General features: G+C 40.0%; 11 protein-coding genes. 9 read left to right on the plus strand and 2 right to left on the minus strand.

What is annotated here, in order from left to right:
• From SFC47_RS07855 to SFC47_RS07890, 8 genes are all read left to right on the plus strand, one after another.
• Entirely contained in the window at positions 1–312 is a 312-nt protein-coding gene (locus tag SFC47_RS07855) for a DUF4387 domain-containing protein (protein ID WP_411253717.1), read from the plus strand.
• Positions 313–324: 12 nt separating this feature from the next.
• Positions 325–1,251 (plus strand): ribokinase, encoded by a 927-nt coding sequence (gene rbsK / locus SFC47_RS07860; RefSeq protein ID WP_411253718.1) that lies wholly within the window; start codon positions 325–327, stop codon positions 1,249–1,251.
• On the plus strand, positions 1,220–2,122 hold the full coding sequence (locus tag SFC47_RS07865; RefSeq protein ID WP_411253719.1) for an ABC transporter permease: 903 nt from the start codon (positions 1,220–1,222) through the stop codon (positions 2,120–2,122). Before rbsK ends, SFC47_RS07865 begins: the two co-directional genes overlap by 32 nt.
• A 15-nt stretch (positions 2,123–2,137) precedes the next feature.
• Positions 2,138–3,019 (plus strand): carbohydrate ABC transporter permease, encoded by an 882-nt coding sequence (locus tag SFC47_RS07870; RefSeq protein WP_411253720.1) that lies wholly within the window; start codon positions 2,138–2,140, stop codon positions 3,017–3,019.
• A 92-nt stretch (positions 3,020–3,111) separates the two neighbouring features.
• Entirely contained in the window at positions 3,112–4,578 is a 1,467-nt protein-coding gene (locus tag SFC47_RS07875) for an extracellular solute-binding protein (RefSeq protein ID WP_411253721.1), read from the plus strand.
• A gap of 12 nt (positions 4,579–4,590) precedes the next feature.
• Complete coding sequence (locus tag SFC47_RS07880) at positions 4,591–5,751, plus strand: ADP-ribosylglycohydrolase family protein (protein ID WP_411253722.1); 1,161 nt, start codon at positions 4,591–4,593, stop codon at positions 5,749–5,751.
• A gap of 18 nt (positions 5,752–5,769) precedes the next feature.
• The gene (locus tag SFC47_RS07885; protein ID WP_411253723.1) at positions 5,770–7,875 is read left to right on the plus strand and encodes an ADP-ribosylglycohydrolase family protein; all 2,106 of its coding nucleotides are present in this window, start codon (positions 5,770–5,772) and stop codon (positions 7,873–7,875) included.
• 106 nt (positions 7,876–7,981) lie between these two features.
• Entirely contained in the window at positions 7,982–9,007 is a 1,026-nt protein-coding gene (locus SFC47_RS07890; RefSeq protein ID WP_411253724.1) for a LacI family DNA-binding transcriptional regulator, read from the plus strand.
• 37 nt (positions 9,008–9,044) lie between these two features.
• Here the strand turns inward: SFC47_RS07890 and SFC47_RS07895 are convergent, their stop codons facing one another.
• Together SFC47_RS07895 and SFC47_RS07900 are read right to left on the minus strand one after the other, a co-directional pair.
• Positions 9,045–9,239 (minus strand): hypothetical protein, encoded by a 195-nt coding sequence (locus tag SFC47_RS07895; RefSeq protein WP_411253725.1) that lies wholly within the window; start codon positions 9,237–9,239, stop codon positions 9,045–9,047.
• Between the two features lie 336 nt (positions 9,240–9,575).
• On the minus strand, positions 9,576–10,871 hold the full coding sequence (locus SFC47_RS07900; RefSeq protein WP_411253726.1) for an MFS transporter: 1,296 nt from the start codon (positions 10,869–10,871) through the stop codon (positions 9,576–9,578).
• 182 nt (positions 10,872–11,053) lie between these two features.
• Between SFC47_RS07900 and SFC47_RS07905 the strand changes: the two genes are divergently transcribed.
• Positions 11,054–12,280 (plus strand): helix-turn-helix domain-containing protein, encoded by a 1,227-nt coding sequence (locus tag SFC47_RS07905; protein WP_411253727.1) that lies wholly within the window; start codon positions 11,054–11,056, stop codon positions 12,278–12,280.
• Positions 12,281–12,528: the final 248 nt, after the last annotated feature.

The raw sequence follows: 12,528 nt of genomic DNA on the forward strand, positions 1-12,528 counted from the left end.
ATGACCTCTCTTTTTGAACTAGCAAAGGTATTAAGAAGTAAGAATTCTGGACCATTTGAACTGACATTAGATATTTTGTTTGATTCAAAAGAAAATTACGAACGTGTAAAGAACTCTGGAAAGATTTCGATTGAAACAATTTGTAAGCTCTACAATATTACAGAAGATCAGGTCCATCATCTCGTGTTCTTTGACCAGGCACTTGGAGTGAAAATTACAATGGCTAGAAAAACCTCTTCAGGTACGGTCGGAGATCGAGACGTCTATGGTGCACAGCAGCATGCTCCATTAATGAAGATCATGATAGAGTAGGTGGTTAAGACAATGGGAAAAATAGCAGTCGTTGGCAGTATTAATATAGATTATGTGATTGAAGCAGACCGATTACCGGAGCTCGGAGAGACGGTATTAGGTAATCATTTCTTCCTGTCATTAGGGGGGAAAGGCGCGAATCAAGCGGTTGCCGCTTCTCGTTTAGGCGGAGATGTCGCGTTGTTTGGTTCGATTGGCAATGATGAAAATGGACAAATTATTAAGGGGAAAATGCAGAATGAAAAAGTAGACTTGTCTCACCTTAATACCATTGAAAATCAGCCAAGCGGAGCGGCTTTTATTGAACTTTGTGATAGTGAAAATCGGATTGTCGTCATTTCCGGAGCCAATAAGCACACCGATGTTTCCTATATAAACAGCGTAGCTGCTGAACTTTTAAAATATGATGTTATTCTTTTTCAATTAGAAACTCCTCTCGAGATGATGGAGCATATTGTACCGGTATTAGCGGAGAATGGAAAAACAATCATTTTAAATCCAGCACCGGCACTAAGGTTAAAAGAAGAATTGATACAAAAGATTACCTATTTAACTCCAAATGAATTTGAATATGGTTTGATATTGGATAGTAATGAATCTATGGAAACACTGCTCAAAAGATATCCCAATAAATTAATTATCACACGCGGTACTAATGGGGTTACCTATTTTGATGGTGAGAAACAGATTGATGTTCCTGTAATAAAAGTGGATGCCGTTGATACAACAGGAGCAGGAGACACATTCTCTGGTGCCTTTGCTGTTGGAATCTCTGAGGGGCAAGGTCTTTATGAGAGTATCTACTTTGGAAATGTAGCAGCTGGATTATCGGTTACAAAAAAAGGAGCCCAAACCGGAATGCCTTACAGGAACGAGGTAGAAGAAATAATGAAAGCGGGGCTTGGTCATGAAAGTGAAGGCGAAGTTAAAACAAATTAAGAAAGACTGGATCTTATACTTAATGCTTCTTCCTGCCATTATCTACTTTGTTACCTTTCATGTAGTCCCTCTGATTGGGATGAAGCTCGCCTTCGAGGACTACCGAATAATTGGTGATAATGAGTGGGTGGGAATGAAACATTTCGAAGTATTGTTTAGTTCTCCAGCTTTCTTCGATGTATTAAAAAATACCGTTATTATCAGTACGATGAAGATGCTGTTTATTTTTCCGATTCCGATTATTCTCTCTCTATTAATCAATGAGGTGCGGAACGGAAAGTTTAGAGGGTATGTGCAGTCCGTTGTTTACCTGCCTCACTTCCTATCATGGGTTGTTATTGCAGGGGTATGGATCAGTTTATTAAATCCAGTAGATGGCGGCGTTAACGTTCTCCGGAACTTCTTCCAAATGCCATCACTTGATTTTATGACGAGTAAGGACCATATTCGCTGGGTGTTGGTATTCTCGGAAATGTGGCGTACTGCTGGCTGGGATTCCATCCTCTATTTAGCAGCGATTATGAAAATAAGTCCTTCTTTATATGAAGCTGCCCGCATGGATGGGGCTTCAAATCTACAGCAAATGAGATACATTACCTTACCTGCTTTAGCAACAACAGTGGTTACGGTATTTATCTTAAACCTTGGTTTCTTTATGAATGCAGGGTTTGACCAAGTGTTTAACTTGATTAATGACTCCGTCATTAGTGTGATTGATATTTTAGATACGTATGTATACCGAATCGGTATTTTGAATGGACAATATGCCTATGCGACGGCGGCCAGCTTATTTAAAGGGGCCATCGGTGTCGTATTAATCCTTGGAACGCATTTTATTTCCAAGCGGTTAACAGGTAAGGGAGTTTGGTAATGGAGGTGACTTTACATGATTAAGAAATTTAATTGGTTTACCGTCGTTGTTTATACCTTGTTATTTTTATTGTCACTTTCGGTGTTAGTGCCAATTTTGAATTTGCTGGCTATGTCATTATCTGATCCCCTGAAGGTTCATAACTTAAGCGGATTGGGGATTATCCCAGAAGGCTTTACGTTAATCAATTATAAAATTCTGCTTTCAAATCCGTTGATTGTTAAAAGTATCTTTAACTCGCTGTTTATTACAATCGTCGGTACGTTAATTAACCTATTGCTGACAGCAATGGCGGCTTACGTGTTAGCCCGGACCAATTTCGTTGGAAAGCGGATTGTGCTCATCTTTCTGATTGTGTTAATGGTGTTTGAACCAGGTTTGATTCCTGAATATTTATTGGTGAAAGACCTTGGTTTATTGGATACGTACACATCTCTTATTCTTTATAAAGCCGTTAATGTCTACTATCTATTTATCCTGATGAGATTCTTTGAGGATGTTCCTGATAGTATTTTAGAGGCTGCGAGAATTGATGGGGCAGGTCATTTCCGGATATTCACGAAAATCATGCTTCCATTATCCAAACCAGCATTGGCAACATTAGGTTTATTTTATGGAGTTTATCATTGGAATGAATACTTCCGTGCGACCATCTACATCACGGACCCAAATAAATGGCCGCTGCAAGTGGTACTGCGCCAATTCGTCGTCCAACAGGACAACACCACCATGTTAGGATCACAAGGCATCCTAACCGCAGACCAAATCGCAGCCCTCGACTTTGGATCCCTGCAAGCCGGAACAATCATATTATCCATCATCCCGCTGTTGTTGCTATACCCGCTAATCCTTAAATTCTATGCAAAAGGACAGCTGGAAGGCGGAGTGAAAGACTAGGTGACAGGCACCGTTTATGCATTTTAACGCATTTATACACAATCTTTATACATTGCTTTGCTATTATGAACAGATCTGAGGAGGAATGTTAGATGAAGAAGAACAAGAAGTTTATGGTTGGTGCGATGAGTTTGGTTATGGCGTTTGGTTTGGCTGCGTGTTCTGAGGATAATGCGAAGGATTCTAAGGGCACAGGTAAGGACGGCAAGACTACGCTTCGTTTAGTTATGAAGGATGATGGTCCTTCTAACCCAGCAGCTGTGAAGTACTATGATAATTTAGAAAAGGCTTTAAAAGCGGATGAGAATATTGATGTTGATATTGAATTAGTTGAGGTACCGCAAGGGAATTATTCAGAAAAGCTGAACCTGTTATTATACAGCGGTGATATCCCTGATTTAATCTACTTCCAAGGTGGAGACCAGCAGATTGCTGAACAGGATTTGTTAGAAGATTTAACACCATATATTAAGGATTCAAAGTATTTGAAGGATCTCGTTCAGCCTTACAATGAGAAAAGGTTAGCAAACTACCCTTATCTTCTTTGGCTAAAGCCGCTTGATTCTAAAACACCGGTTGTTAGAGCAGATTGGTTCAATCAAGTACCAAGTGCACAGGAATTTTTGGCAAACCCAACAAGTGATAATTACTACAAGTTTTTCAAGGAATTAACAGCCCTTCCGAACGGACCAAAAAATGGTGTATCTGTAGCAGGGGACATTACGGAGTTAGACTATGTGTTTGAAATGGCATTTGGTATTAATCAAACATGGTTGAAAAAAGATGACGGTACCTACGAGTACTCAAAAGTATCAAACAATGAAAAAGAAAAGCTGGCATTCTATAGCAAGCTATATAAAGATGGCATCCTTGACCCGCAATACCTTACAAAGCAGTGGGATACAAAAGAAAAGGCATTCTATGATGGGGAAACAGGTGTCATTGTTGGAACAAACGGTAAAGTCGTTGACCTTTATAACGGTAAAATGAAGCAGGTAAATGGTGATAGTGCAGAGCTAGTTGTCCTGCCTCCTGCAAAAGGTGAGTTCCAAGGATTTGCTCCAACAGATGTTACAAAAGAATCACGTGGTATGGCGATTTCAGCTCAATCTGAAAACAAAGAGATTGCGTTTAAAATTCTAGATTACCTAGCAAGCCCGAAAGGTCAAATGTTTGACCGCCTTGGTTTTGAAGGAGAACACTATAACATTGTTGATGGTCAAATTGAATTAACAGACAAGTATTATGGCGAATGGTATGCAAGATATTGGGAAGGAACAGAGCTTAAAACAGAACAGCCATTAAAAACTCCATTGCTAAGCGAACCAGCTGTTAAATCACAAGAGCTTGCGAAGGAATTCTACAGCGAAGACAATAACTTCATCATTCCTGAAGAGCATGTGTCTAAGTGGGATGCAATGGAAAATCTTTATAAAGAATATGCAACAGACATTATTACCGGCAAACGTCCGATTGATGATTTCGATACCTTTGTGAAGGAATGGGAAAAAGCCGGCGGTAAAGAATTAACGGAATACGCAAACAAAACTATTAAGTAAGGAGTTCTTTCAATGATTTCATTTCAGGAACGTGTTCAGGGTGTCATCTTAGCTACGGCTTTAGGTGACGCCATGGGGGCTACAATTGAAAAATTAAGCTATGAGCAAATTAAGGAAATGTACGGACGTGTTGAGTCTTTAAAAACAAACTGGTATAAGGCAGATGCACCACAAGAAGTAACACTTGGCAAAATGCGCGGGAATGGCATTGTGACAGATGATACGTTAATGACATCTGCTCTCATCCATGTTTATTTAAAAGAACAGCGCCATCTGGATGCCTACGATCTTGGGAATGAATTTGTGAAAGAGATTTCCTATAAAAAAACCTATATACCTGAATTTGGACGCGAAGGTCTAATTATCGACCGATTATTTTATCCAGAGAAATATATTTTCATGCGCCATGTTTTAGCAAACTGTGAGCCAAGAGAAGGCGGCATCGGAAATATGATTAACTGTGGTGCGGCCATGTATATTTCTCCAATTGGTATTGTTAATGCCGGTAATCCAAAGGCTGCTTATGACGAAGCGATTTTGTTCGCAATGGGTCATCAAAGCAGCTATGGACTAGAAGCTGCGGGGGTCTTAGCTGCGTGTGTAGCGAAGGCCTTCGAAGAAAACGTTACCGTTGATGAAATTGTTGAAACAGCCATCCGCTTTGCGAAGGATGGAACGAAGCAGGCGATTATCGATATGACACAAGCAGCAAGAGAGCTTCGTGCAGAGAAAGCATCGATGGATCAAGTGATTGCCTCTTTCCAAAAAGTGATTGCCAAGTATTCTCCAATGGGAGATGACGTTCATCGAAAAATTGAGAAAATCGGAATTCCTTCTAACCATTACACGCCAAGCAGGTTATTTTCGATTGAAGAATTACCAATGGCCCTTGCTTTTATCGTTCTAAATGACGGCGAATTCTACAAATCTATCTATGATGGAATCAATTCCGGCAGAGATACAGATTCAATTGGCGTCATGATTGGGGTTATTCTAGGAGCGATGTACGGTGCCAAGGTGATTCGTGATGAAGATATCAAACTATTAGAAGAAACCAATAAAATGAACCTCGTTGAATTATCAAATTCATTTGCACAAGCAGCAAAAAACATCATTCTTGAAGATATACGTGTAAATGAAAATAGAAAAGCATATTTGGAAAACAACTGCTAAGGCAAGGAGTGAGTTAGAATGATTCCTCGGAACTACTTGGAAAAAGTATATGCTGGCTTTTTAGGGATGAATGTCGGAATCCGTCTTGGAGCACCCGTTGAGCCTACAGAATGGACACCTGAAAGAATCCAGCAATTCTATGGAGAAGTTACAGGTTACGTTAAGGATTATAAGACTTTTGCGGCAGACGATGACGCAAATGGACCAATCTATTTTATTCGTGCACTTTATGATGATGCCATTGACCGTGAACTCACAGCTGAGGACGTTGGCAAGGCATGGTTAAATTACTCCAGAAATGGTATTGGCATGTTCTGGTGGGGCGGCGAAGGCATTAGTACTGAACACACAGCTTACAACAATTTGAAAAAAGGGATACCAGCACCTCTTTCTGGTGCTGCCGAGACAAATGGAATTGTGATGGCGGAACAAATTGGCGGCCAGATTTTCATTGATACATGGGGATTATTGTTTCCAAATCAAATCGAAAAAGCTGCCCATTATGCAGAAGTGGCTGCTAGTGTGTCACATGATGGAAATGGCTTATATGGTGCAAGATTTATTGCAGCGTGTATTTCAAAAGCTTTCTCTGCCGCTTCTATTGAAGAAGTAATTGAGGCGGGACTCAGCACGATTCCAGAAGACTCGCTCTATACGAAGGTAGTCAAGGCCGTCATTGATTTTTACGAGAAAAATCCAAATGACTTCAGACTGTGCCGTCAATATCTTGAAGATGAATGGGGTTATGACAAATATCCAGGTATCTGTCATATCATTCCGAATGCTGGTGTTTGCATTCTTTCCCTTTTATACGGAAAAGGCAGCTTTGCTAAAACGATTGAAATTGCTACGATGTGTGGATGGGACACCGACTGTAACGCTGGTAACGTAGGTACAATTGTTGGTGTTTTACATGGAATTGAAGCAATCCCAGCGCATTACCGTAAACCAATTAATGATGCAATTGTCACTTCGAGTGTATCCGGTTACTTAAATGTTTTTGATATCCCTACGTTTACAAAAGAATTAACACTGCTCGGCTACAAAGTAAATGGGGTAACAGCACCTGAGTGGCTTGCAGATAGTGTGAAAAATGGCGAAGTGTATTTTGATTTTACTCTTCCTGGTTCAACTCATGGATTTAAGACAGATAACAGCTTCAAAACCATGTTACGGCATAGTGATGAGCAAGGCTTTGAACGCCAGGGATCTTTAGAAGTAATCATTGACCGGATGTATGAAGGAGATCAAAGTAAAATTTTCTACAAGCCTTTTTACAGACGTGAAGAATTTAATGATGAAAAATATAAACCGACATTCGCTCCAACTGCATACAGCGGACAAAGTGTTGCGGTGAAAATTTTCTTGGACCAGTTCCAGGGCAGTGACATCATTATTACCCCGTACATTCGAAAAACGTTTAGTAAGGAATCAGTATACTTACAGCCTGTGACCTTAGAAAATCAAAGCTGGAATGATATTGTATTTACGATTCCAGAGACAAACGGAGATCTTATTGATGAAGTAGGATATCTGGTAGAAAGTCCATCAAGCTTAACCAATCGCGCATTCGGAAGATTTTTCATCGATCAGTTCCATATCTTCGGCAATGCTGACTATTCAATCGATTTTTCAAAGCAGTCCGTTGAATTTAAGTGCATCACTCCTTTTGCCCATCATAACGGAGAATGGACACTTGACAATGACTTGATGAATTATGTAACAGAAGAGGACTGCTCCTCATACAGCGGAAATTATTATGCCAAGGATTATGTTGTAGAAGCAGAGATTACGCCGATGTTTGGCAACAGCCATCATTTGATCTTCCGTGCCCTTGGAACGGAACGTTATTACTCAGCTGGCTTTGATGGTGATGGTCAGGTATCGCTTGTGCAGAATGATTTTGGTATTAAGGTATTAAAAACAGCAGCATTTGACTGGGAGCATGGAAAAACCTATACCTTCAAATTGGAGTGTAAAGGCGCTTGCCTAACTTTTTCAATCAATGATTCAGTTGTCGTTCAGGCAAATGATACGCGCTATTCTCACGGCATGTACGGATTTGGCTGTCATGAGAAGGGTGAAGGGAAAGTTCACTCTGTGAAGATTAGAGAAATAAATTAACGAAGATACTCAAATTAGGCTTGGATATGAGATATGATGAAAGTAATTATATCGATGGTCCAAGCCCTTTTTTTAAGAATATGATAGACAATTGGAGCGAGTAGTTGTGAACAAAAGCAAAGTAACCATCCGAGATGTTGCCAAGGAGGCGGGAGTGTCCGTTGCGACGGTTTCCAGGTATCTTAATCAAAATAGCTACATGAGCGCAGAGACCGAAAAGAAGATCCAAGAGGTTATGTCCCGCCTTGAATATAAACCTAATGAAATTGCCAGGGGACTAGCGAAGAAGAAGTCCAACACAATTGCATTAATTATCCCGGACATGACGAATCCATTCTTCCCGGACTTGGTAAGAGCGATTGAAAAAGTAGCGAAGGCGAAAGGCTACAGTTTGTTATTAATTAACTCTGATGAAGCAGAATTGCAGGATGAGGAATTTTGGGAAAACTTTAAACGGCGATATATCGATGGTTTTATTTTGGCCTCTTTTGAAGTAGATGAGAATTTCTTAGCCATATTGGAGGGTCTAAATATTCCATTTGTCGGTGTCGACCGTGCTGTGAAGCTGGACTCAGAAAATATTGTATGGATTGATAATTATGAAGGTGCGAAAATCGCAACGGAACATTTAATCCAGATTGGCTGCAAAAAAATTGCCCATATCAGCGGACCACATTCCTTTCTTCCATCCTTTGAACGTAAGGTTGGCTATCTGGATACATTAGCTTGCAAATGTCCTGAACAGGATCCAGTCATTCTCGAAGGAGATTTTTCCTTAGAAAGCGGCAAGGCGTTGACGGAAAAGCTGTTGAAGGAAAATGGTGATGTTGATGGAATTTTCTTAGCCAATGATTTAATGGCCATCGGTTCATTGAAGTCCATGAAACTTCTTAACAAAGAGGTTCCAAAAGATATTGCAATCATTGGCTTTGATGGAATCAAATTAACTGAGTTTGTCGAGCCTGCACTTAGTACTATCGAACAGCCGACCTACAATATTGGTGCTGCTGTAACAACGAAATTGATTAATATGATTGAAAAAGTTGAAGATGAAACAATGGAATACGATTTGCGCGTAAAGTTAGTACAGCGTGAATCAACCGTGGGTTTTAGAGGTAATCAACAAATCTAAAAGGAAACCAGCATCACATTGCTGGTCTCCCTATTTTTTACCTTCGTTTAACTAAATAAAGCACCCCTTGGATGATTAACACAAAAGAGAATAAAAGAATAGCCAGGACTCCAATTAGGTCGACTAATGGATTCAGTGTTCCGAGAACTCCCGTTAACGGTACCCTTAACAAGGCGAAACCAGCGAGGATGCAGAAAAAGTATAAAAAAGGACTTCGGTCTAATACACTCATACTCTTCTCACTCCTTTCCGGGGATTACTTCATCTTATTCACTGGAGAAGGAGGATATTGACTAGAATAATAAATCAGGGCAAAGATACTAGAGGTTTGGAATATTATCCCACAAATTCATGGGCATTTGTATGAGTAAAGTGCCATTTTCAGCCGGATGAGAAACGGTGTGACTAATTACTTTGTAGTTGGATAGGATAACTTTCTGCCTGCCTATATCCAATTATTTTTCTCATTCTCATTTCACATTTAAGGTTGGTCAAGAGAATGATTAATCAGTCTATGTGACCGAAACCGCTATTAAAAATGGAATCGGTCACATCAAACAGTCCTCGCTTAAAATGCCTCTGCACTTTTCTTTACGGTCTTTTCCACTGCTAGTTCTGGGTGAACTTTTCGAATGACTGCAGGTCTTGCAAGTATGAAAATAACAGCCAGTAAGAAACCCGAGGATAGTATCAGGACCAAGTGGGCCGGGAAGACGTCGTACAAAAATCCATAGATAATCATTCCTAAAGGCGATAATGCCATCGCAAAGGTTTCGACAATCGAAAAAACACGGCCTTTAAACTTATCATCGATTTGTTTTTGCATCATCACTTGTGTCGGCGTATTGACGAAAACAATACAAGCTCCAAGGACAAATTCAAGAAGGATGAAGTAGCAAAACATAAGGTTATACCCCATCGAAACTAGTAAAGGTAATGCGGTAATCCCCATGATGACCCCCATTATACTAATTCCCCTTTTTGCAACAAGCAGCGGAAACTTCACATCTTTTCGGACAGATAGATATATGGACAAAATCAGCATACCAACGGCAAAGGCACCTTCGGTTAAACCAAAATGTTGAGAAGCCATCTTTAATTTTTCAATCAGGATATAAGAATATCCAACCTGGAAAGCATTGAAAAAGAAATTTACTAATAAGGCGATCCAAATAATGGTCATCAGTACCGGCTGTAATTTTAAATAAGAAATTCCGGCTTTCATTCCTTGCCACATAGATTCCTTCACAGCTTCAACGGGTTCAGCCTTTTTGGAGAATAAAGTAAAGTTCATCGTCGATTCGAGAACAATTGCAGCACCAGAGGCAGCCATATATACAATTAGGAATACTGGCATGGAAATCACACCATACAATAATCCACCAACTGCTGGAGAGGCGATAGCAGCAAAAGAAATCGACATCTGATTTAAAGACATCGCTTTTTGAATCCTTGCTTCATCCACAAGCCCAGTGATCGAGGATGTAAACGCCACACCAGAAAACATGGAAGTAAGAGACAATATGCAGGATGTAATGTAAATCGCACTTAAGGATAGTCCAGATGTGAGGCTTGTGATTAATAATCCACCGATGGCTATGGTCGTCACAATCTGAGAGGCAATCGCAATTGTCTTCCGCGGATATTTATCGATGATATAGCCAGCAAATGGAGCTGCAATCGTACGCGGCAGCACATTGCAGATCAGATTAAGTGCAAAACTCTTTGCCGACCCTGTTGCTTGTAAAATGTAAAAACTTATTGCAAATGAGTATACCTGTGAACCAAAGGATGAAATCAACTTGCTTATCGTGAATGTCCAAAGATGATATGTCGCCTTTTTCAGCATCATTGTGCTATCCATGCTATCTCCTCTTTCTGAAAAAAGTTTAATTTAATTAAACAAAGCATAACATGAAGTTTTTTCCAAATCAAGTAAAAGTTTAATTAAATTAAACAAAGTTTTAGCCCATTTTGTTTACACCTTCCCATTTAAGGAGATGTTAAATATAATTAAACTAATTACTACTTGAGGAGGGTGCAGATATGTTAGGAGACACCATACGAAAAATAAGAAAGCAGAAAAAGCTGACTCTTGAAGCACTGGCCGGGACAGAACTTACAAAAGGCATGCTCAGCCTCATTGAAAACAATAAAGCAAAGCCATCAATGGAAAGTCTTGCGTACATTGCAAAGAGATTAGAGGTGGAAGTAACAGATTTGTTAGAAGAAATCAGCACCCAAGAATTAAGAGAAACGCTTGAAAAGGCTGAAAGTATCTATAACCAGAAAAAAGAAACCACACCAGATAAATATCAACAGCTGCTGACTCTTATAGAACCACTTATTAAAAAACTGACTCAAGGCTATGAATCGGCACGTCTCTTGGATCTCTACAGCCGAAGTCTATATCAAGAAGAACGATCAGGCTGGGAGAAGTTCTGTGAACAAGCTGCGGTCATGTATGACAACATGAATTTAACCGCTAACCGTGCACAAATCGCGATTTTTCGTTCACAGGTGAAATTCATTCAGCATGATTATCGAAAGGCATTAGAAATCCTGGTAACCGAACGTGCAGCGATAGAATCACATCATGCCTATATTGATCCAATGACCACTGTTGACCTTGATTACACAGAAGCGGTGCTGCACTTTGCTGTCGGGGATGATATTGCTGCCACCGAAACAATGGAAAAGGCGATTAAATTCTCAAAAAAGCATAAAATCTTTTACAGGACAGACGATTTGTACAGACTGAGTACGGGACATGCTATGATGATTGGCGATTCAGAAAGAAGAGAACTGTATTTACGAAAATTAAAGCAATACGGTGAATTTGCGGATGATATACTATCTATCCTCGTTCACGACCTAATCGTGGCGATGACACTTAATACCGAGAAACAAGAATACACAAAAGCATTAGAAATCATTGATGATTATTTGGCAGATCCAGCAGGGAAGGAATTTGTGGAACCCTTATATATAATTGAAAAAGGAAAGTCCCTTTACGGACTTGGAGAGTATAAGGATGGTATTCATCATTTTGAAAAAGTGGAGACACCTGCTGACACCCATCACCCATTTGATCTTGCGCTCATTTATATTCGCTATTCCTATAAAGCACTATGTCATTCTGAGCTTGGAGAGATAGAGGATGCGCTCCAATCTGCCAAAATAGCAGTAGAGAAATTCGAAGGCCTTCCAGCTTCGCCATATAAGGAATTTGCTTTTGATACCTATCAAAATATCAAAAATAAAGAATCGTAATTGCCCAGGTGAAATGGGTCTCATGAAACGCTCATGAAGAGTTCATGAAGCCAAACCTCGCTGAAATTAGGTGAAACGGGTCTCATGGAAGCGTCCATGAAGCCCAAACCTCGCAAATATCAGATGAAATGGGACTCATGAAGCGCTTATGAAGCCCAAACCTCGCAAATATCAGATGAAATGGGACTCATGAAGCGCTCATGAAGCCCAAAACTCGGAGATACAAGATGAAATGGGACTCATGAAGC

Origin of the sequence: Neobacillus niacini (assembly GCF_046591715.1) — a bacterium.
GTDB classification, from domain to species: Bacteria; Bacillota; Bacilli; order Bacillales; family Cytobacillaceae; genus Neobacillus; species Neobacillus niacini_L.

Excerpts from the sequence above, each read along its gene's own strand:
- SFC47_RS07855 (WP_411253717.1), top strand. The coding sequence starts at position 1 with ATGACCTCTCTTTTTGAACTAGCAAAGGTATTAAGAAGTAAGAATTCT.
- rbsK (WP_411253718.1), top strand. The coding sequence starts at position 325 with ATGGGAAAAATAGCAGTCGTTGGCAGTATTAATATAGATTATGTGATT.
- SFC47_RS07865 (WP_411253719.1), top strand. The coding sequence starts at position 1,220 with ATGAAAGTGAAGGCGAAGTTAAAACAAATTAAGAAAGACTGGATCTTA.
- SFC47_RS07870 (WP_411253720.1), top strand. The coding sequence starts at position 2,138 with ATGATTAAGAAATTTAATTGGTTTACCGTCGTTGTTTATACCTTGTTA.
- SFC47_RS07875 (WP_411253721.1), top strand. The coding sequence starts at position 3,112 with ATGAAGAAGAACAAGAAGTTTATGGTTGGTGCGATGAGTTTGGTTATG.
- SFC47_RS07880 (WP_411253722.1), top strand. The coding sequence starts at position 4,591 with ATGATTTCATTTCAGGAACGTGTTCAGGGTGTCATCTTAGCTACGGCT.
- SFC47_RS07885 (WP_411253723.1), top strand. The coding sequence starts at position 5,770 with ATGATTCCTCGGAACTACTTGGAAAAAGTATATGCTGGCTTTTTAGGG.
- SFC47_RS07895 (WP_411253725.1), bottom strand. The coding sequence starts at position 9,239 with ATGAGTGTATTAGACCGAAGTCCTTTTTTATACTTTTTCTGCATCCTC.
- SFC47_RS07900 (WP_411253726.1), bottom strand. The coding sequence starts at position 10,871 with ATGGATAGCACAATGATGCTGAAAAAGGCGACATATCATCTTTGGACA.
- SFC47_RS07905 (WP_411253727.1), top strand. The coding sequence starts at position 11,054 with ATGTTAGGAGACACCATACGAAAAATAAGAAAGCAGAAAAAGCTGACT.